The sequence below is a fragment of the Streptomyces sp. NPDC058864 genome, from assembly GCF_042742985.1.
Lineage (GTDB): Bacteria > Actinomycetota > Actinomycetes > Streptomycetales > Streptomycetaceae > Actinacidiphila.
Genome location: NZ_JBHYMQ010000018.1, coordinates 13,830 through 33,060 on the forward strand (window position 1 = coordinate 13,830; position 19,231 = coordinate 33,060).

Here is a 19,231-nt window from a genome sequence, read left to right on the forward strand (position 1 = left end):
GAAGAAACACCCCGTCTGCGGAAGTCCGCGGGCGACACTTTGCCGATGACTCCCCATCACCGGCACAGCAGTGCCCTCGCGCACAGCGCCGAAGCCGAAGGCTCCGGCAATCCTCGCCGATCGGTCGGCCGCTTGCCCCAAACCCCCCGGGGCGGGCGGTACGGCGATCGCTCTGGCCGCCCCGGAACTCTCCCCCCTGTTCCGGGGCGGCCAACTTCTCTGGTGGCCGTGGTGTGCACGGCGCTCTTCGGACTGCTGACCTGGCAGGAGGCACTACGAGGGCGCCTGCTGGCCCTGGACGGGCCGGTGCGTACCACTCTCGCGGGACCCTCCCCCCACCCCGCGGACCGCCCCGCCGTGGCACAGTTCCTCGCCGACCTGGGCAACTGGCAGGTCGCCGTGCCCGTGCTGCTGCTTGCGATGGTCTGCACCACCTGGCGCCACCGCCGGTACGGACTGCCCCGCCCCTGGCTGCCGCCGCTGGCGTACGCGCTCGTGATGGCCGTCGCGCCGCTGCTGGTCGCCCTGGTGAAGCCGCTGATCGGCCGGGCCGGCCCCGGTTCGCTGACCCTCTCCCCCGGTTATCCCGGGCTCTACCCCTCCGGCCACACGGCCACGGCGGCCGCCGCGTACGGCGGCGCCGTGCTCCTGCTGCTGCCGTGGCTGGTGCGCGCGGCGGCACGGCGGCTGCTGGTCGCGGCCGCCGTGCTGCTCAACGGTGCGGTGGGGGTCGCCCTGGTCCGCTGCGGCTACCACTGGCCGCTCGACGTCGTGGGGAGCTGGCTGCTGTGCGGCGCCCTGCTCGCGGGCGCCGCCCTGGCGGTCAGTTGTTGGTCGGGAAACCGAGGTTGATGCCGCCGTGGCTCGGGTCGAGCCACCGCTGGGTGACGGCCTTGCCGCGGGTGAAGAAGTGGACGCCGTCCGGGCCGTAGGCGTGCGTGTCGCCGAACAGCGAGGCCTTCCAGCCGCCGAAGGAGTAGTACGCCACGGGCACCGGGATCGGCACGTTGATGCCGACCATGCCGACCTCGACGTCGTGCTGGAAGCGGCGCGCGGCGCCGCCGTCGTTGGTGAAGATCGCCGTGCCGTTGCCGTACGGGTTGGAGTTGATCAGCTCCAGGCCCTCGTCGTACGAGCCCACGCGGACCACGGACAGGACCGGGCCGAAGATCTCGTCGTTGTAGACGGACATGCCGGGCTTGACGTCGTCGAAGAGGGTCGGGCCGAGCCAGAAGCCGTCCTCGGTGTCCTCGCCGGTGACGGCGTGGGTGCGGCCGTCCACCGCGAGGGTCGCGCCGTCGGCGAGGCCCGCGTCGAGGTAGGACGTCACCTTGTCGCGGTGGGCGCCGGTGACCAGCGGGCCCATCTCGGAGGCGGCGTTGCAGCCGGGGCCGACCGTGAGGCGGGCCATCCGCTCCTTGATCTTCTCGACCAGCGTGTCGCCGATCGGGTCGACCGCGACCAGGACGGACACCGCCATGCAGCGCTCGCCGGCCGCGCCGAACCCGGCGTTGACGGCCGCGTCGGCGGCGAGGTCCAGGTCCGCGTCCGGCAGCACCAGCATGTGGTTCTTGGCGCCGCCCAGGGCCTGGACGCGCTTGCCGTAGCGGGTGCCGGTCTCGTAGACGTAGCGGGCGATCGGGGTGGAGCCGACGAAGGAGACGGACTTGACGTCCGGGTGCTCCAGGAGGCGGTCGACGGCGGCCTTGTCGCCGTGCACGACGTTGAAGACGCCGTCCGGCAGTCCGGCCTGCTTCCACAGCTCCGCGAGGAAGTTGGCGGCGGACGGGTCCTTCTCGGAGGGCTTGACGACGACGGTGTTGCCCGCGGCGATGGCGATGGGGAAGAACCACATCGGCACCATCGCCGGGAAGTTGAAGGGCGAGATGATCGCGACCGGGCCGAGCGGCTGGCGGATCGAGTAGACGTCGATGCCGGTCGAGGCCTGCTCGGTGAAGCCGCCCTTGATCAGCTGCGGGATGCCGCAGGCGTACTCGACGACCTCCAGGCCGCGGGCGATCTCGCCGAGCGCGTCCGAGTGCACCTTGCCGTGCTCGGAGACGATGATCGCGGCCAGCTCCTCGCGCTTGGCGTTGAGCAGCTCGCGGAAGGCGAAGAGCACCGTGGTGCGCTTGGCCACCGAGGCGTGGCGCCACTCCCTGAACGCGGCGGCGGCCGCGCCGACGGCCTGGTCGACCTCGGCGATCGACGCGAAGTCCACCCGCCCGGTCACGGCCCCGGTGGCGGGGTCGTACACGTCCCCGTGCCGCTCCGTGGTGCCGGACCACGACTGTCCGGCGATCCAGTGCGTGATGTGCTTGTCGGTCACGGCGGACCTTCCTCTCCTCGTCTCCTGCCAGTGTCGTCAGCGGGGAGGGCACCCTCAAGCACCAAGGTGTCGGCGCCGGGGCCGGGCGCTTTACAGGTCGTAGAGCTCGTCGGGGTGCTCCATGCCCTCCATGAGGTCCAGCCGGATGTCCTGCGCCCAGTCGAAGGCCCAGCGTTTGACCGCGGCGGTTCCGGCGCCGTCCAGTCCCTGTGCCGCGTACGCCGCGTCGTCCGCCTCGACGAGCCTGTCGAGGCGGTCGGCGAGCAGGCGCGGCTGGAGGTCCTCGTCGAGGTGGACGGCCATCGTGAGCAGCTCCCCCGGCGTGAACCAGGCGGTCAGGGCGTGGACGTCGACCAGGTCGCGGACCGTGGCGCGGTCGGCGACGGCGGCCACCTTCAGCGCGGCGCAGTCCTCCAGGGCCACCACCGGCACGGGCCCGGACAGTCCGAGTCCGACAGCGACCGGGGGACGGGAGAGCGGCTGCTTGGCCACGTGCACCGCGCGGCCGGCCCCGCCCGGCGGGGTGACCCCTAGGTGGGCGACGAGCGGCGTGCCGGGCAGCGGGGACACCTCGTAGCCGGCCCCGGAGTACGCCGCGGCGAGCGCGGCGCCGATGTCGCCGACCGGGGTGGAGCTGAAGGTCACCAGGTCCAGGTGGCGTGACGGGCGGCGGTCGAAGCCGTGCGCGATCAGTGCGAGGCCGCCCGCCACGGCGAGGCCGTGGCGCCCGCAGACGGGCAGGGCGGTCTCCACGAGGTGCGCGAGGCCGGGCGTGAGGTCCATGTCAGCCCGCCGCGGCGAGGGGCGCGGGAGCGGGGGCGCGCCGTGGCGCGCCCGGGTATCCGCGGCCGCTCCGGGGCCGGCCGCGTTCCGTCGGGATCATGGAACCAGTGTCGCGCACGGGGGCGTACGTACGGCCCGCTCCCGGTCGCGCGATCACTCGCCCGGATCACGCCCGCGCCGTCCCGCCAGGTGGGCGGCCGCCTCGTGCATGGCCAGCTCAAGGACGCCGGGGTCCGTGAGGTTGCCGGTGCCGTCGGGCGGCACGAGCCAGCGGACACCGCCGGTGGCACGGCCCGGGTAGGGGACCACGATCCAGGTGCCGGGGCCCGCGGTGCGGACCCCGGTGCCGATCCAGCGGGCGGCGGTGCCCGGGGGCACGAAGTAGCCCATGCGGGAGTCGCCGAAGTCGGCCAGGACCGGCCCCGGGCGGTCGACGAGACGGGTGAGGACGTCGAGCGTCGGGTAGCCCAGTTCGCCGGTGAGGATGAGGACGTCCCACAGCCGCCCGGCGGGCAGGAGCGTCACCCCGAGGGGGTGGCGCTCCCATTCCCACCGGGCGGCGTCGGGGTCGGGTGCCACGGAAACCAGCCATTCGACCGCGCCCCGCGCGTCTGTGCCCACCATGCCGGTTCCTCCGTTCCGTGTGTGCGCTGTCGTGCTGTCACGCGGAGAGAGGAGGCCGGGCGCGGATCATTACGCGGGTTTCACCACGCCCGATGGGGTGAACCGGATCACAGGGCACGTGCGGGGGCCGGTCAGCTGTCGAAGCCGAGGCCGAGCCGGTCCATCGCCTTGAGCCACAGGTTGCGCCGGCCGGCGTTGCGGTCGGCGCGGTCCAGGGACCACTTGGTCAGGCCGATGCCCGCCCACGCCAGGGGCTCGGGCGGGAAGGGCAGCGGTTTGGTGCGCACCATCCGCAGTCCGGTGCGCTCGGTGGACTCGCCGGAGAGCAGGTCGAGCATGACATCGGCGCCGAAGCGGGTGGCGCCGACGCCGAGGCCGGTGTAGCCGGCGGCGTAGGAGACCCTTCCCTCGTGGGCGGTGCCGTAGAAGGCGGAGAAGCGCGAGCAGGTGTCGATCGCGCCGCCCCAGGAGTGGGTGAAGCGCACACCCTCCAGCTGCGGGAAGCAGCGGAAGAAGTGTTCCGCGAGCTTCAGGTAGGTCTCCGGGCGTTCGTCCCGGGCGGCGTCCAGGCGGCCGCCGTACGGGTAGATGGCGTCGTAGCCGCCCCACAGGACGCGGTTGTCCGCGGTGAGCCGGAAGTAGTGGAACTGGTTGGCGCTGTCGCCCAGTCCCTGGCGCCTCTTCCAGCCGACGGCGCCGAGCTGCTGCGGCGTCAGCGGTTCGGTCACCAGCGCGTAGTCGTAGACGGGGACGATGTAGTGGCGCACCCGGCGCACCAGCGAGGGGAAGACGTTGGTGCCGAGCGCGACGTGCCGGGCGAAGACACGTCCGTACGGGGTGCGTACGGCCATGCCGGAGCCGTTGCGGGCGAGCTGGGTGGCGCGGGTGTGCTCGTAGACGCGTACGCCCAGTTCCTCGCAGGCCCGCCGCAGCCCCCAGGCGAGCTTGGCGGGGTGCAGCATGGCGACGCCGCGGCGGTCCCAGAGGCCGCCGACGAAGGTGGGCGAGTCGACTTCGGCGCGGACCTGGTCGCGGTCGAGCAGCTCCAGTTCGACGCCGTGCCGGGCGGCCTCCTCGGCGGACTCCCGGAGGCCGTCGAGCTGGTACGGCTCGGTGGCGACGTCGATCTCGCCGGAGCGTTCGAAGTCGCAGTCGATGGAGTAGCGGGCGACCGCCTCCTCGATGCCGTCGAGGTTGCGGTTGCCCAGCTCCTCCAGTCGCCCGAACTCCTCGGGCCAGCGGGCGAGTCCGTTGGCCAGGCCGTGGGTGAGGCTGGCGGAGCAGAAGCCGCCGTTGCGTCCGGACGCCGCCCAGCCCACCTCCTTGCCCTCGACCAGGACGACGTCGCGGCCCGGGTCGCGCTCCTTGGCCAGCAGCGCGGTCCACAGTCCGGTGTAACCGCCGCCGACCACCAGCAGGTCGCAGTGCTCGTCGCCGACGAGGGCGGACCCCGCCCGCGGCCTGCCGGGGTCCTCCAGCCAGAACGGTGTCGGCTGCGCGTCGGCGAGCGAACGGGCTGGGTCCATGGGGTCTCACACCTTTGCGGATGCGGTCGGCGGGTTAACTATGGGCTTTCCTGCGGCGGCTTAGCAGCTGTCCGACGACGACGCAGAGCACCGCCGCGACGAACATCAGCGTGCCGATGACGTTCACCTGGACGGGCAGGCCCTTCTGGGCGGCGCCCCAGACGAACATCGGGAAGGTCACGGTGGCCGGGCCGGCGTTGAACTGCGTGATGATGAAGTCGTCGATGGAGATCGCGAAGCTCAGCAGCGCGCCCGCCGCGATGCCGGGCGCGGCGATCGGGAAGGTGATCCGCCAGAACGTCGACCACGGCGTGGCGTAGAGGTCCTGGGCGGCCTGCTCCAGTCGCGGGTCCATGCTCATCACGCGCGCCTTGACCGCCGTCACCACGAAGCTGAGGCAGAACATGATGTGCGCGATGAGGATGGTCCAGAAGCCGAACTGGATGCGCATGTTGAGGAAGAGGGTGCCGAGCGAGGCGCCCATGACGATCTCGGGCATCGCCATCGGCAGCCAGATCAGGCCGGTCACCGGGCCGCGGCCGCGGAAGCGGTGGCGGCCGAGCGCGAAGGCGACCATGGTGCCTAGGATCGTGGCGCCGAGGGTGGCGAGGACGGCGATCTCCAGGGACAGCGACACGGAGTCGCACATGTCGCCGACGCCGCAGGGGTTGGCCCAGGCGTCGAGCGAGAAGTGGTTCCAGGAGTAGTTGAAGCGGCCCTTGGGCTGGTTGAAGGAGAAGATCAGGACGATCACGTTGGGGATCGTCATGTAGGCAAGGGCGGCCACGCCGGCGAAGACGACGAGGTGCCGTCGCACCCAGTTCAGCACGGGCATCAGACCAGTTCCTCCGTCCCCGCCTTGCGGATGTAGACGGACACGATCACCAGGATCGCGGCCATGAGCATGAAGGACAGCGCGGCGGCGGTCGGGTAGTCGAGCACCGTCAGGAACTTGGACTGGATGACGTTGCCGATCATCTGCTCGCTCGGGCTGCCCAGCAGCTCGGCGTTGATGTAGTCGCCGGAGGCCGGGATGAAGGTGAGCAGCGTGCCGGCCACGACGCCGGGCAGCGAGATCGGGAACGTCACCTTGCGGAAGGTGGTGAAGGGCCGGGCGTACAGGTCGCCGGCCGCCTCGTGGAGCCGCGGGTCGATGCGCTCCAGCGAGCTGTAGAGCGGCAGGATCATGAAGGGCAGGAAGTTGTACGTCAGACCGCACACCACCGCCAGCGGGGTGGCGAGCACGCGGTCGTCGGCGGTGATGCCCAGGGACGCGGTGACGTTCAGGATGTGCAGCTTGTCGAGCACGCTCACGACGTAGCCGTCGTCGGCGAGGATGGTCTTCCAGGCCAGGGTGCGGATCAGGAAGCTGGTGAAGAACGGCGCGATGACCATGACCAGCAGCACGTTGCGCCAGCGGCCCGCCTTGAAGGCGATGGTGTACGCCAGCGGGTAGCCGATCGCCAGGCACAGCACGGTGGCGATGCCGGCGTAGATCAGCGACCGCAGGTAGAAGACGTCGTATTCCTTGAACGCGTCCCAGTAGGTGGCGAAGTGCCAGGTGACGCGGTAGCCGGTCTCCAGGGAGCCGGTCTGCACGGAGGTCGACGCCTGGTAGACCATCGGGGCGGCGAAGAAGACGAGCAGCCACAGGATGCCGGGCAGCAGCAGCCAGTACGGGACGAGTCTGCGCCGCCGGGCGGCGGCGCCGGGCGGCACCGGCGGGGTCTGCGCCGGTGCCCCGGTGGGGGCGGTGGAGAGGGCGGCCATTACGCGTTGACCTCCCCGGCCTCGATGTCCTGAGCGGCGTCGAGACCGAAGGTGTGCGCGGGGCTCCAGTGCAGCACCACCTCGGCGCCGGGGACGAGGCGGCCGTCGCGCTCCACGTTCTGCGCGAAGACGGCGAGCTCGGGGCACCAGGGGCTGTTGACGACGTACTGGGTGGAGACGCCGATGAAGCTGGCGTCGACGATCCGCCCGGTGATCTTGTTGCGGCCCTCGGGGACCTCGGCCGCGTCGTCGGCGTGGACGATGGATATCTTCTCCGGCCGCACCCCGGCGAGCAGCTTGTCCCCGGCCCGCACCGAGGGGACGCAGCGCGCGGTGGGCATCGCGAGGCGGCCGTCGCCGACGCTGAGCAGCAGGTCGTCGCCGCCGGTGCCGGCGACCTCGGCCTCGATGAGGTTGGACTGGCCGAGGAAGTTGGCGACGAAGGTGGTGCGCGGGTTCTCGTACAGGTCGGTGGGCGCGCCAAGCTGTTCGATGCGGCCGGCGTTCATCACGGCGATGGTGTCGGCCATGGTCATGGCCTCTTCCTGGTCGTGCGTGACGTGCACGAAGGTGATGCCTACCTCGGTCTGGATGCGCTTGAGCTCCAGCTGCATCTGGCGCCGCAGCTTCAGGTCCAGGGCGCCCAGCGGCTCGTCGAGGAGGAGCACCTTGGGGTGGTTGATCAGGGCTCGGGCGACGGCGACGCGCTGCTGCTGGCCGCCGGAGAGCTGGTGCGGCTTGCGGCGGGCGAGGTGGCCGAGCTCGACGAGGTCGAGCATGTCACCGACCTGGCCCTTGACGGACTTGATGCCGCGGCGGCGCAGGCCGAAGGCGACGTTCTCGTAGATGTCCAGGTGCGGGAAGAGCGCGTAGTTCTGGAAGACCGTGTTGACCGGGCGCTTGTACGGCGGCAGTCCGGTGACGTCCTGGTCGCCGATGCGGACGGTGCCGCTGCTGGGGTCCTCCAGGCCCGCGATCATGCGCAGCGTCGTGGTCTTGCCGCAGCCGGAGGCACCGAGGAGCGCGAAGAAGGAGCCTTCGGGGATGGTCAGGTCGAGCGGGTGGACGGCGGTGAAGTCGCCGTAGTCCTTGCCGATGCCGGTGAGGGTCACGGCGCCGCCCGCTGAGGCGGGGTTCTTGGCTCCGGCCGGCTCGTCGGTGCGGGGTGCGGTCTGCTGGGTCATGTCGTCAGATCCCTAACTGCGGTGGCCGGTCAGGCGCCGATGAGCTTGGCGAACTTGTCCTCGAAGGCGGTCTCCTCCTTGGCGGAGAGCGACCGGAAGGGATGGGCCTTCGCCTTCATCTCCGCGTTGGGAATGATCAGCGGGTTGTTGGCCACGTCCTTGTCGATCTTGAGGAGTTCCTCGTAGACGCCCGCGCAGGGCGTGATGTAGTTGACCCATGCCGCGAGCTCGGCGGCGATCGCGGGCTGGTAGTACCAGTCGATCAGCCGCTCGGCGTTCTTGCGGTGCTTGGAACCGGCCGGGACCAGCATGTTGTCCGTGGAGTAGATGTATCCGGCAGGCGGGATCACGAACTTGATCTCGGGGTTGTCGGCCTGGAGCTGGACCAGGTCGCCGGCCCAGGCGACGCAGGCGGCGATGTTCCCCGAGGCGAGGCCGTCGGTGTACTCGTTGCCGGTGAACTGGCGGATCTGCTTGCCGTCCACGGCCTTCTGGACGCGGGCCACGGCCGCGTCGAAGTCGTCCGCGGTGAAGGACTCCGGCCGCTTGCCCATGTCGAGCAGGGTCATGCCTATGGTGTCGCGCATCTCGCTGAGCATCGCGACGCGGCCCTTGAGGTCGGGGTCGTCCAGCAGCTGGGAGACGCTGCCGACCTTCTTCCCCTTGGTCGCCTTCTCGTTGTAGGCGATGACGGTGGCGATGCCCTGCCAGGGGTAGGAGTGGGCGCGTCCGGGGTCCCAGTCGGGGTTTCGGAAACGTTGCTCCAGGTTGGTGAAGGCGTTCGGCAGGTAGGTGGGGTCCAGCGGCTGGGCCCAGCCCAGGCGGATCATCCGGGCGGCCATCCAGTCGGTGAGGACGACCAGGTCGCGGCCGGTGGACTGGCCGGCGGCGAGCTGCGGCTTGATCTTGGCGAAGAACTCGACGTTGTCGGTGATGTCGTCGCTGTACTTGACCTTGATCCCGGTCTTCTTCTCGAAGGCCTCCAGGGTCGGCATGTGCTTCTCGTCGTCGCTCATGTCGATGTAGAGCTGCCAGTTCGAGAAGACCAGCGACTTGTCCTTGTCGGACAGGTCGTCGCTCTTGACACCGCCCTGGTTGTTGGTCGCGGCCGGGATGCCGCAGGCGGACAGCGCCCCCGCGCCCGCGACGCCGAGACCGGCGCCGAGCACCCGGCGCCGGCTCAGGGAGGCCCTCCCGTTGGTCAGGCTGCGTTCCCACGCTTTGCGTACGGGCTCGGACAGGCCCTCGAACATCTCCATTGCGGTGCGGCCTCCAGGGGCGGTGGTGCGTGGGACGGACGGACTGTCGGGCCGGTGGGGGCGGTCCCGGAGGGGCGAGCGGCCGAGGGGTCAGCGGTCGCCGAAGATCGTGCGGTGCCAGGCCTTCCTGGCGACCGCGGTGTTGTCGTACATCACGTGCTTGACCTGCGTGTACTCCTCCAGGGAGTACGCCGACATGTCCTTGCCGTACCCGGAGGCCTTGTACCCCCCGTGCGGCATCTCGCTGATGATCGGGATGTGGTCGTTGACCCAGACGCACCCCGCCTTGATCTCCCGGGTGGCACGGCCCGCGCGGAAGACGTCACGGGTCCATGCGGACGCGGCCAGGCCGTACGGCGTGTCGTTGGCCAGGGCCAGGCCCTCATCATCGCTGTCGAACGGCAGCACGACCAGTACCGGCCCGAAGATCTCGGACTGGACGATCTCGCTGTCCTGCGCGGCGCCGGTCACCAGCGTGGGCCGGTAGAACGCGCCGGGCGAGGCGGGGGCCTCGCCGCCGGTGACGACGGTGGCGTAGGAGCGGGCGCGCTCCACGAAACCGGCGACGCGGTCGCGCTGGACGTGGGAGATGAGCGGCCCGAGATCGGTCTTGGCGTCGAACGGGTCGCCCACCCGGATACCGGCGAAGAGGTCGGCGACACCGGCGACGAAGGCCTCGTAGAGGGGACGCTGCACATAGGCGCGCGTCGCGGCGGTGCAGTCCTGGCCGGTGTTGATCAGGGCGCCGGCGACCGCGCCGTGGACGGCCGCCTCCAGGTCGGCGTCGTCGAAGACGACGAAGGGCGCCTTGCCGCCGAGCTCCAGGTGGAGCCGCTTGACGGTGGCGGTGGCGATCTCCGCCACGCGCCTGCCCACCGCCGTGGAGCCGGTGAAGGAGGTCATCGCGACGTCCGGGTGCCCCACCAGGTGCTCGCCCGCCTCCTTCCCCGCGCCGGTGACGACGTTGACCACGCCCGCCGGGATGCCCGCCTCGGTCGCCGCCTGGGCGAACATCAGCGAGGTCAGCGGGGTCAGTTCGGCCGGCTTGAGCACGATGGTGTTGCCCGCGGCGATCGCCGGGAGGACCTTCCAGGCGGCCATCTGCAGCGGGTAGTTCCACGGCGCGATGGAGCCCACGACGCCGACGGGCTCGCGCCGCACGTAGGAGGTGTGGTCGCCGGAGTACTCCCCCGCCGCCCTGCCCTCCAGGTGGCGGGCGGCGCCCGCGAAGAAGGCCGTGTTGTCGACCGTGCCCGGCACGTCGAACTCCGTGGTCAGCCGGAGCGGCTTGCCGCACTGCAGCGACTCGGCGTACGCGAACTCGGCGGCCCGCCCGGCGAGGACGGCGGCGAAGCGGTGCATCGCGTCGGAGCGCTCACCGGGGGTGGCACCGGCCCAGCCGGGCAGTGCCCGCGCGGCGGCGGCGACGGCGGCGTCCACGTCGGCGGTGCCCGCGAGTTCGAAGGAGTACACGGTCCCGCCGGTGGCCGGGTCGACCACGGGGTGCGGCCGGCCCGAAGTGCCGCTCCGCAGGGTTCCGCCGATGTACTGGGCCCCCTCGGCGAAACGCTCCCGCACATCGAACTCGCCGTTCGCGCTGAGGTCCATCGTCTTCTCCTCGCACTCCGCTCGGCGGCGTGGCCAAAGCTTGGATTGGTGGACGATCCTGACAGAGTAGGCTCGCCCCAACAAGTGATTCCGTTGTTGCCTTTTGGTTACGCGACGAATTCTGTGTTCGCCTGGCGGCACGCACCACATCGTCACGATGGACGATGCCGGGCCCCGCGTACGCGGGGCAACCGACACATCGCATGCCGTGCCACGGGGGCCTTTACACCCTGGAGTTACGGTGGCACGACGTACCGCCCCGTTCCGCCCCGGAGGTCACCCGTGTTCCCCACCGTCGCCGAGGTCCTGGAACTGGACGTGCTCAGGCGCGGTTCGCCGCAGGTCGTCGCGGGCTCCGAAGGGCTGCAGCGCCCGGTCCGCTGGGTGCACATCAGCGAGCTGGCCGACATCGCCGGCATGCTCCGCGGGGGCGAGCTGGTCCTCACCACGGGCGTGATGCTGCCCGACGACAAGGAGTCCCTGGCGCACTACATCGACGGCCTCGCCGACGTCGGCGCCGCGGGCCTCGTCGTCGAGCTCGGCCGGCGCTACGCGGACGTCCTCCCCCGCCCCCTGGTCCGCGCCGCGGAACGGCGCGGGCTGCCGCTGGTGGCCCTCCGTACCGAGGTGCGCTTCGTCGCGGTGACCGAGGCCGTGCACGCCCACGTCGTCGACGCCCAGCTGACCGAGCTGCGCGCCTCGGAGGCGGTGCACCAGACCTTCAACGAACTGTCCGTCGAGGGCGCGGAGCCCGACGAGGTCGTCCGCGAGGTGGCCCGGATGGCGGGCGCGCCCGTCGTGCTGGAGAACCTCTCCCACCAGGTGCTCGCCTTCGACCCGGCGGGCCACGACCCCGAGGCCCTGCTCGACGGCTGGGAGCGGCGCAGCCGCGGCGTCCACCCGGCCGGGCGCACCGGCCACGACCCGCGAACCGGCTGGCTGGTCACCGCCGTCGGGGCGCGCGGCCGGGACTGGGGCAGGCTGGTGATCGTCGCCGAGCCCGCGCCCGACGACGGGCCTGCACCGGACGAACGCCCGCACCGGCACAGCGTGCTGCTGGAGCGGGGCGCGGCCACCCTCGCGCTCAACCGGCTGCTGGAACGCGACCGGGAGTCCCTGGAACGGCAGACCCACCGCACCCTGCTCTCCGGCATCCTCACCCACGCCCTGACCGTCTCCGACGTGGCGCTGCGCGCCCGGGCGCTGGGCGTGCCGCTGGAGGGCAGGCGGCTGGTCGGCGTCATGCTGCGGCTGCGCGGCGGTCCGGTCTCGGCCGCGTTGGAGGCACAGGCCCGGCTGCGGGACTTCACCGAGACGGCGGCCCAGGCCGTACGCGAGCGGGGGCTGACCGCGCTCACCGGCACCCTCGACGACGGCGGCGTCGGGGTGCTGGTCTCCCTCGGCCCGTCCGACCACGAGCACACGGCGCTGGAGGACTTCGCCGCCGCGCTCACCCGGCTGACCGAGCCCGCCCCCGACGGCGGCCCCGCCTTCGTCATGGCGGCCGGCTCCTCGGTCGGCTCGCTGCGCGACGCCCGCCGCACCCTGCTGGAGGCGGCCCAGGTCGCGGACGCCGCGATGCACGGCGGCCGCGGCGAGGGCGGCAGGGCGCAGCCCTCCGAGAAGAGGATGGTGGCGGGCGGCGGGCGGGCCTACTACCGGCTGCCGGACGTCCGGTTGCGCGGCCTGCTGCACCTGCTGCGCGACGACGCGCGGCTGCAGACGTACGTCGAGCGCGAGCTCGGGCCGCTGCTCGCGTACGACGCCGAGCACGGCACGGACCTGGTCCGGATCCTCACCGTCTACCTGGACGCCGGCCGCAACAAGTCGGCCGCGGCCGACGCGGCGCACCTGTCGCGGCCCTCCTTCTACGACCGGCTGCACCGCGTCGAGCGCGTCCTCGGCATCGACCTGGACCAGGTCGAGTCCTGCCTGTCGCTGCACGTGGCCCTGCTGGCGCTGGACGCCGTGCGGCGCTGAGCCCGCACGGCGGTGCGGGGCCTACGGCACGTCCAGGTTCCAGTAGGTGTAGTCGTAGTCGAAACCGGGGGCGACCTCGACCTGGAAGGTGCCGTCCTCGTCGTCCTCCGGCACGACCACGGTGATCTCCCTCGTCGCGCGCTCCCCCGGCTCCAGTTCCTCGGGCAGGCCCACGCCGGTGGTCAGGTCGCGCAGGGTCTCCTCCCCGGAGTCGTCCGCGTAGGCCGAGATCTCGCTGTCGCCCAGGTCGGCGGTGACGTCGCCGGTGTTCTCCAGCTCGATGGAGAAGGTGACGGCGGCCCCGCCCTCGAGCTCGCTGTTCGGGAGGACGGTCGTCCGCTCGACGTCCGTCAGCGTGACGTGGACCCCGTCGTCGTAGACCGCGGTGCCGTCGACGTCCAGCGGTTCCTCCCAGTCGCCGTTCCGCGAGGTGATGAGGTCGTCGCCCCGTCCGTCGAACCAGCCGTCGTCGATCCCGCCGACCAGCAGGGCGATCATGGCGCCCGACAGGAGGACGGAGATGATCCCGAGGATCAGACCGGTCATCGCCTGCGGCCGGTTGGTCGCCTCGCCGCGGCGGGCGATCCGCAGACCGACGATGCCGCAGGCGAGGGCCGCGATGCCGAGCGGGAGGCCGAGGAAGGACCCGAAGCAGGAGACGGCCAGGACGGCGGCCACGATGCCCAGGATCATCGCCGTCAGCCCGATGCCGTTGCGGGCGACGGGCGGCGCCCATCCGCCGTACGGGCCCATCGCGTAGCCGGGGTGGGCGGGGTATCCGGGGTAGCCCGGTTGCGCGGGGAATCCGGGTTGCGCGGGGTATCCGGGGTACGCCGGGTATGCCGGGTAACCGGGCGGCCCGGGGGGTCCGGCGTAACCGGGGAAGGTGGTGTGGGGCGGCTGCGGGGGCACGGTCGCCGCCGCGTCCGGGGCGGGCGGGGCCCATGGATCGCGCGGCTGATCCGCCGGACCGGGCGCGGGCGCGTCCTCGGGCACCGGGCGCTTGGTCAGCGTCACGTTCTCCTGCGGCGGCTGCGGGACGGGCGGCGCCCAGGGGTTGTACCCGGCCGGCGCACCGGGCTGCCCGTACCCGGGAGCGACCGGTACCGGCGGCGCCCACGGATCGCGCGGCCCGGGCACCGCCACGGGCGGCACGACAGGCTCTGCCTGGGCGGCCTGGGCGGCGAAAGGATCGGTCACCGCCGCGGCGGCGCCGGGCACGTCAGCGGAGGGGGCGGCATCCACGGGAGCGGGAGCCGCTGTTCCCGGCGCCTTCGTTCCCTCGTCCCCGGCGTCCGCGACCGGTACGTCGGCAACCGTCGCGCCGGCGGACGGCGCGGCATCCGCCGGAGCCACGCTCCCCGAAACCTCCGTGCCGCCGTCGTCGGCAACCGCCACGCCGTCCTCCGCAGGCACGGCGTCCGCGGGCGAGGCGTCCGCAGGCCCCGGCACCGGGGTGTCGTGCGGCGCCACAGGCGCCGGGGCGGGCAGCTCGAAGTCGGAGGCGGGGTGTGCGTCCGCCGCCGGGGCCGCCGAGGACGACGGGGCCGCCGCTGCGGGGGTGTCGCTCGCGGCATCGCGCGGCGTCGGGTTCTCGGGGTCGTGGGACATCGCTGCCTTCCTGGTGGCTACGTCGGGCAATGCTATGGCCTGCGAAGACACCGGACAGAGGCAATTTCGTGTTTACGATGGCGGTCGCCGACCAGCCCGCAGGAGGATCACCACATGTCCGACAACGCGTCACCCCTCGACGCCTTCATCGCGGGGCTCCCGAAGGCCGAGCTCCACGTGCACCACGTCGGCTCGGCCTCACCCCGCATCGTGGCGGAGCTGGCCGCGCGGCACCCGGACTCCAAGGTGCCCACCGACCCCGCCGCCCTCGCCGAGTACTTCAGCTTCCGGGACTTCGCCCACTTCATCGAGGTCTACCTCTCCGTCGTCGACCTGATCCGCGACGCGGAGGACGTGCGCCTGCTGACGTACGAGGTCGCCCGCGACATGGTGCGGCAGAACATCCGCTACGCCGAGCTGACCGTGACCCCGTACAGCTCGGTCCGCCGCGGCATCCCGGACCGGGCGTTCGTGGAGGCGATCGAGGACGCCCGCAAGGCGGCCGAGGCGGAGTTCGGCATCGTGCTGCGCTGGTGCTTCGACATCCCGGGCGAGGCCGGGCTGGCCTCCGCCGAGGAGACCGCGCGCATCGCCACCGAGCTGCAGCCGGACGGGCTGGTCAGCTTCGGTCTGGGCGGGCCCGAGATCGGTGTGCCGCGGCCGCAGTTCAAGCCGTACTTCGACCGGGCCCGCGCCGTGGGCCTGCACAGCGTGCCGCACGCGGGCGAGACCACCGGCCCGCAGACGATCTGGGACGCCCTGCGTGAGCTGGGCGCCGAGCGCATCGGCCACGGCACCAGCGCCACCCAGGACCCGCGCCTGCTGGACCACCTGGCCGAGCACCGCATCCCGCTGGAGGTCTGCCCGACCTCCAACATCGCCACCCGCGCCGTGGCCACGCTCGACGAGCACCCGATCAAGGAGATGGTGGCCGCGGGCGTGCTCGTCACCGTCAACAGCGACGACCCGCCGATGTTCGGCACCGACCTCAACACCGAGTACGCGGTGGCCGCGCGGCTGCTGCAGCTCGACGAGGGCGGCCTGGCCCAGCTCGCCAGGAACGCCGTCGAGGCATCCTTCCTCGACGCCCCCGGCAAGGCGAAGCTCACCGCCGAGATCGACTCGTACCTGGCGGGATGGCAGCGCTAGCGATCGCCCACCGGGGCGACCCGTACCGCCACCGCGAGAACACCCTGCCCTCGCTGCGCAGCGCGCTGCGCGCGGGGGCGGACGCGGTGGAGATGGACGTGCGCCTGACCCGCGACGGGGTGCCGGTGCTGCTCCACGACCCCACGCTCAAGCGGCTGTGGGGGGTGGAGTCCGCCGTCGCGGGCCTCGCCGCCGACCGGCTGCCGCCGGACGTCCCGACGCTGTACGAGGCGCTGGCCGCGGTCGACGGCTGTCGCGCCCTGGTCGACCTCACCCTGCCGGAGTCCGCGGGCCCGGTGCTCTCCGCGGTCCGGGACGCGGGCGCCGGGGACCGTACGTACTACTGCGGCGAGGCGGCCGCCGTGCTGGCGGTCCGGGACCGCGACCCGGCCGCCGAGATCGCGCTGACCTGGAAGACCTCGGCGCCCGTGCCCCCGCTGCTGCTCGCGGAGCTGCGGCCGCGCTGGATCAACCTGCGCTTCGGGCTGGTGCGCGCGCCCCTGGTGGAGTGGGCGCGCGGCGAGGGGCTGCTGGTCGGCGCGTGGACGGTGGACCTGCGCCGGACGATGCGGCGGCTGGAGCGGCTCGGCGTGGACGCGGTCACGAGCAACCGCATCGACGTGCTGCGCGCGGAGCTCGGCGCCCGCTGAGCCTCCGGCACACGGCGGGGGGTCCGGCCGCGGGGCCGCACCCCCTCGACGTCGTGGCCGACGGCCCGTCAGGCCCCGGCCGGCACGGCCGACACCGTACCGGAACGCTCCAGCCTCTTGATCATCCGACGCAGGACCAGCAGCGGCACGATCCCGAAGACGCCGAAGGCCATGTCGACCGGCATCCACCACAGCGGCAGGCCGCGCAGCGGAATGCAGATCGCGGCGAGCGGGATGATCCCGACGCAGGCGATCATCGCCCACTCCACGATCCACACGTTGCGCACCGGGTCGCGCCAGACGCCGTAGAACGCGACGGCGATCACCAGGTGGGCGAAGGCGAGCCAGTCCGTGCCGTAGAGCATGAACGGGTACTTCGCGTCGGTGGCGTCCAGCCCCTCCCGCACGCGGGAGATCCAGTCGCCGACGGCCCCGGGCAGACCCCAGCCGTCCACCCAACGCACCTCGTGCACCAGCGGGAACGCCGTCGCGCCGCTCAGCACCAGGCACACCACGAAGACAACGAGCCAGGCGCGAATGCGCTGTTCAAGAGATCTTCGATCCTCCATGGTCCGGAGCGTACGCGCGCATGCCGCGGCCCCGGACACGGGGGTCGCGCCGGGGCCGTGGCGTGGGCTCGCGCCCTGCGGCGTCAGCCGTCCAGGGACGTCATGACGTGCTTGATGCGGGTGTAGTCCTCGAAGCCGTAGGCGGAGAGGTCCTTGCCGTAACCGGACTTCTTGAAGCCGCCGTGCGGCATCTCGGCGACGAGCGGGATGTGGGTGTTGATCCACACGCAGCCGAAGTCGAGGCGCTTGGACATGCGCATCGCACGGGCGTGGTCCTTGGTCCACACCGAGGAGGCCAGGGCGTACTCGACGCCGTTCGCCCACTCGACGGCCTGGTCCTCGTCGGAGAAGGACTGGACGGTGATGACCGGCCCGAAGACCTCGTTCTGGATGATCTCGTCGTCCTGCTTGAGGCCGGAGACGACGGTCGGGGCGTAGAAGTAGCCCTTCTCGCCGACCCGGTGGCCGCCCGCCTCGACCTTGGCGTGCGCCGGGAGGCGCTCGATGAAGCCGGTGACCTGGGCGAGCTGGTTGGCGTTGTTCAGCGGGCCGTACAGCACGTCCTCGTCGTCCGCGGCGCCGGTCTTGGTGTCGGCGGCGGCCTTGGCGAGCTGGGAGACGAACTCGTCGTGGATGGACTCGTGCACCAGGACGCGGGTGGCGGCGGTGCAGTCCTGGCCGGCGTTGAAGTAGCCGGCGACGGCGATGTCCTCGACCGCCTTGGCGATGTCGGTGTCCTGGAAGACCACGACCGGGGCCTTGCCGCCGAGCTCCAGGTGGACCCGCTTGACGTCCTTGGCGGCGCTGCCGGCCACCTGGATGCCGGCGCGGACCGAGCCGGTGATGGAGGCCATCGCCGGGGTCGGGTGCTCGACCATCAGCCGGCCCGTCTCGCGGTCGCCGCAGACGACGTTGAAGACGCCCTTGGGCAGGATCCCGGCGATGATCTCGGCGATCAGCACGGTGGAGGCCGGGGTGGTGTCCGAGGGCTTCAGCACGACCGTGTTGCCCGCGGCGATGGCCGGCGCGAACTTCCACACGGCCATCATCATCGGGTAGTTCCACGGGGCCACCTGGGCGCAGACGCCCACCGGCTCGCGGCGCACGATCGAGGTCATGCCCTCCATGTACTCGCCGGCCGAGCGGCCCTCGAGCAGGCGGGCGGCACCCGCGAAGAAGCGGATCTGGTCGACCATCGGAGGGATCTCCTCGCTGGCCGTCAGCCCGATCGGCTTGCCGGTGTTCTCGCTCTCGACGGCCACCAGCTCGTCCGCGCGCGCCTCGAAGGCGTCGGCGATCTTCAGCAGCGCCTTCTGGCGCTCGGAGGGCGTCGTGTCGCGCCAGGCCGGGAAGGCGGCCGCGGCCGCGGCCATGGCCGCGTCGACATCGGCGGCGGCGGAGAGCGGCGCGGTCGCGTAGACCTCGCCGGTGGCGGGGTTCACCACGTCGGTGGTGCGCCCGTCGGCGGCGTCGCGGAATTCTCCGTTGATGTGGTTGCGCAAGGTACGGAGCTCGCTCACTGCACCTCTCCCTGTTCCTGTCCGATGTGTGAGACGGCCACCAGCCTACCTGCAGCACTGCCGTATTCGACATAGCCGAAACTCCGAAACAATGGATTCCGTGAGATTCAGGCCCCCAAACCACGGATTTCATCGATCGGGGGTTGCGTGACGGCTGACCTCTCGTGCACAGTGGGGTGCGTGGCCACTCGTACTCCGGATCACAGGGGCGCCAACGGTGCCTTCGTGATCGATTCCGTCTCCAAGGCGATCATCGAACAGCTCCAGGAGGACGGCAGGCGTCCGTACGCCGCCATCGGCAAGGCCGTGGGCCTGTCGGAGGCGGCCGTGCGCCAGCGCGTCCAGAAGCTGCTCGACCAGGGCGTCATGCAGATCGTCGCCGTCACCGACCCGCTCACCGTGGGGTTCCGGCGACAGGCGATGGTCGGCATCAACGTCGAGGGCGACATCGAACACGTCGCCGACGCTCTCGCGGAGATGACGGAGGTCGAGTACGTCGTCGTGACCGCGGGCTCCTTCGATCTGCTGATCGAGATCGTCTGCGAGGACGACGACCATCTCCTGGAGACGATCAACAAGCGGATCCGCACGCTGCCCGGCGTGCGGTCCACCGAGAGCTTCGTCTACCTCAAGCTCCGGAAGCAGACCTACACCTGGGGAACCAGATAG

At 71.8% G+C, this 19,231-nt stretch carries 17 protein-coding genes; 5 read left to right on the forward strand and 12 right to left on the reverse strand.

Features of this window, described 5'->3' with window-relative positions; genetic code table 11:
- Positions 1–228 precede the first annotated feature (228 nt).
- Entirely contained in the window at positions 229–852 is a 624-nt protein-coding gene (locus tag ACFW3D_RS16515) for a phosphatase PAP2 family protein (RefSeq protein WP_500504843.1), read from the forward strand.
- On the opposite strand, the gene ACFW3D_RS16520 is transcribed toward ACFW3D_RS16515, so the two are convergent.
- From ACFW3D_RS16520 to ACFW3D_RS16560, 9 genes are all read right to left on the reverse strand, one after another.
- On the reverse strand, positions 824–2,329 hold the full coding sequence (locus ACFW3D_RS16520) for a CoA-acylating methylmalonate-semialdehyde dehydrogenase (RefSeq protein WP_500504844.1): 1,506 nt from the start codon (positions 2,327–2,329) through the stop codon (positions 824–826). The genes ACFW3D_RS16515 and ACFW3D_RS16520 overlap by 29 nt on opposite strands.
- A gap of 90 nt (positions 2,330–2,419) precedes the next feature.
- A complete protein-coding gene (locus ACFW3D_RS16525; protein WP_500504845.1) occupies positions 2,420–3,112 on the reverse strand; it encodes a nucleotidyl transferase AbiEii/AbiGii toxin family protein in 693 nt (230 codons plus the stop codon).
- Positions 3,113–3,265: 153 nt separating this feature from the next.
- Positions 3,266–3,736 (reverse strand): hypothetical protein, encoded by a 471-nt coding sequence (locus ACFW3D_RS16530; protein WP_500504846.1) that lies wholly within the window; start codon positions 3,734–3,736, stop codon positions 3,266–3,268.
- Between the two features lie 131 nt (positions 3,737–3,867).
- A complete protein-coding gene (locus ACFW3D_RS16535) occupies positions 3,868–5,262 on the reverse strand; it encodes an NAD(P)/FAD-dependent oxidoreductase (RefSeq protein ID WP_500504847.1) in 1,395 nt (464 codons plus the stop codon).
- A gap of 34 nt (positions 5,263–5,296) precedes the next feature.
- Entirely contained in the window at positions 5,297–6,097 is an 801-nt protein-coding gene (locus ACFW3D_RS16540; protein ID WP_500504848.1) for an ABC transporter permease, read from the reverse strand.
- Positions 6,097–7,032, reverse strand: coding sequence for an ABC transporter permease (locus ACFW3D_RS16545; RefSeq protein ID WP_500504849.1), 936 nt, complete (start codon positions 7,030–7,032; stop codon positions 6,097–6,099). The genes ACFW3D_RS16540 and ACFW3D_RS16545 overlap by 1 nt, the downstream gene beginning before the upstream one ends.
- Entirely contained in the window at positions 7,032–8,216 is a 1,185-nt protein-coding gene (locus tag ACFW3D_RS16550) for an ABC transporter ATP-binding protein (protein ID WP_500504850.1), read from the reverse strand. The genes ACFW3D_RS16545 and ACFW3D_RS16550 overlap by 1 nt, the downstream gene beginning before the upstream one ends.
- A gap of 29 nt (positions 8,217–8,245) precedes the next feature.
- Positions 8,246–9,475: a polyamine ABC transporter substrate-binding protein gene (locus ACFW3D_RS16555; RefSeq protein ID WP_500504851.1), complete on the reverse strand. Its 1,230-nt coding sequence runs from the start codon at positions 9,473–9,475 to the stop codon at positions 8,246–8,248.
- A gap of 90 nt (positions 9,476–9,565) precedes the next feature.
- Entirely contained in the window at positions 9,566–11,083 is a 1,518-nt protein-coding gene (locus tag ACFW3D_RS16560) for a gamma-aminobutyraldehyde dehydrogenase (RefSeq protein ID WP_500504852.1), read from the reverse strand.
- Positions 11,084–11,365: 282 nt separating this feature from the next.
- Here ACFW3D_RS16560 and ACFW3D_RS16565 point away from each other — a divergent pair, with 282 nt between their 5' ends.
- Positions 11,366–13,063: a PucR family transcriptional regulator gene (locus tag ACFW3D_RS16565; protein ID WP_500504853.1), complete on the forward strand. Its 1,698-nt coding sequence runs from the start codon at positions 11,366–11,368 to the stop codon at positions 13,061–13,063.
- Positions 13,064–13,084: 21 nt separating this feature from the next.
- Here the strand turns inward: ACFW3D_RS16565 and ACFW3D_RS16570 are convergent, their stop codons facing one another.
- Positions 13,085–14,674 carry a DUF4190 domain-containing protein gene (locus ACFW3D_RS16570; RefSeq protein WP_500504854.1) on the reverse strand — a complete coding sequence of 530 codons (1,590 nt, stop codon included), beginning with the start codon at positions 14,672–14,674 and terminating at the stop codon, positions 13,085–13,087.
- 114 nt (positions 14,675–14,788) lie between these two features.
- On the opposite strand from ACFW3D_RS16570, the gene ACFW3D_RS16575 reads away from it, so the two are divergent.
- Together ACFW3D_RS16575 and ACFW3D_RS16580 are read left to right on the forward strand one after the other, a co-directional pair.
- A complete protein-coding gene (locus tag ACFW3D_RS16575; protein WP_500504855.1) occupies positions 14,789–15,823 on the forward strand; it encodes an adenosine deaminase in 1,035 nt (344 codons plus the stop codon).
- Positions 15,811–16,473: a glycerophosphodiester phosphodiesterase gene (locus ACFW3D_RS16580; RefSeq protein WP_500504856.1), complete on the forward strand. Its 663-nt coding sequence runs from the start codon at positions 15,811–15,813 to the stop codon at positions 16,471–16,473. Before ACFW3D_RS16575 ends, ACFW3D_RS16580 begins: the two co-directional genes overlap by 13 nt.
- A gap of 68 nt (positions 16,474–16,541) precedes the next feature.
- On the opposite strand, the gene ACFW3D_RS16585 is transcribed toward ACFW3D_RS16580, so the two are convergent.
- Both ACFW3D_RS16585 and ACFW3D_RS16590 read right to left on the reverse strand, forming a co-directional pair.
- The gene (locus ACFW3D_RS16585; RefSeq protein ID WP_500504857.1) at positions 16,542–17,042 is read right to left on the reverse strand and encodes a hypothetical protein; all 501 of its coding nucleotides are present in this window, start codon (positions 17,040–17,042) and stop codon (positions 16,542–16,544) included.
- Between the two features lie 83 nt (positions 17,043–17,125).
- Complete coding sequence (locus tag ACFW3D_RS16590; protein WP_500504858.1) at positions 17,126–18,562, reverse strand: gamma-aminobutyraldehyde dehydrogenase; 1,437 nt, start codon at positions 18,560–18,562, stop codon at positions 17,126–17,128.
- A 225-nt stretch (positions 18,563–18,787) separates the two neighbouring features.
- Here ACFW3D_RS16590 and ACFW3D_RS16595 point away from each other — a divergent pair, with 225 nt between their 5' ends.
- Entirely contained in the window at positions 18,788–19,231 is a 444-nt protein-coding gene (locus ACFW3D_RS16595; protein WP_500504859.1) for an Lrp/AsnC family transcriptional regulator, read from the forward strand.

Coding starts and splice junctions, on each gene's coding strand:
- ACFW3D_RS16570 (WP_500504854.1), bottom strand. CDS start 14,674: ATGTCCCACGACCCCGAGAACCCGACGCCGCGCGATGCCGCGAGCGAC.
- ACFW3D_RS16580 (WP_500504856.1), top strand. CDS start 15,811: ATGGCAGCGCTAGCGATCGCCCACCGGGGCGACCCGTACCGCCACCGC.
- ACFW3D_RS16575 (WP_500504855.1), top strand. CDS start 14,789: ATGTCCGACAACGCGTCACCCCTCGACGCCTTCATCGCGGGGCTCCCG.
- ACFW3D_RS16550 (WP_500504850.1), bottom strand. CDS start 8,216: ATGACCCAGCAGACCGCACCCCGCACCGACGAGCCGGCCGGAGCCAAG.
- ACFW3D_RS16585 (WP_500504857.1), bottom strand. CDS start 17,042: ATGGAGGATCGAAGATCTCTTGAACAGCGCATTCGCGCCTGGCTCGTT.
- ACFW3D_RS16530 (WP_500504846.1), bottom strand. CDS start 3,736: ATGGTGGGCACAGACGCGCGGGGCGCGGTCGAATGGCTGGTTTCCGTG.
- ACFW3D_RS16535 (WP_500504847.1), bottom strand. CDS start 5,262: ATGGACCCAGCCCGTTCGCTCGCCGACGCGCAGCCGACACCGTTCTGG.
- ACFW3D_RS16560 (WP_500504852.1), bottom strand. CDS start 11,083: ATGGACCTCAGCGCGAACGGCGAGTTCGATGTGCGGGAGCGTTTCGCC.
- ACFW3D_RS16525 (WP_500504845.1), bottom strand. CDS start 3,112: ATGGACCTCACGCCCGGCCTCGCGCACCTCGTGGAGACCGCCCTGCCC.
- ACFW3D_RS16555 (WP_500504851.1), bottom strand. CDS start 9,475: ATGGAGATGTTCGAGGGCCTGTCCGAGCCCGTACGCAAAGCGTGGGAA.
- ACFW3D_RS16540 (WP_500504848.1), bottom strand. CDS start 6,097: ATGCCCGTGCTGAACTGGGTGCGACGGCACCTCGTCGTCTTCGCCGGC.
- ACFW3D_RS16545 (WP_500504849.1), bottom strand. CDS start 7,032: ATGGCCGCCCTCTCCACCGCCCCCACCGGGGCACCGGCGCAGACCCCG.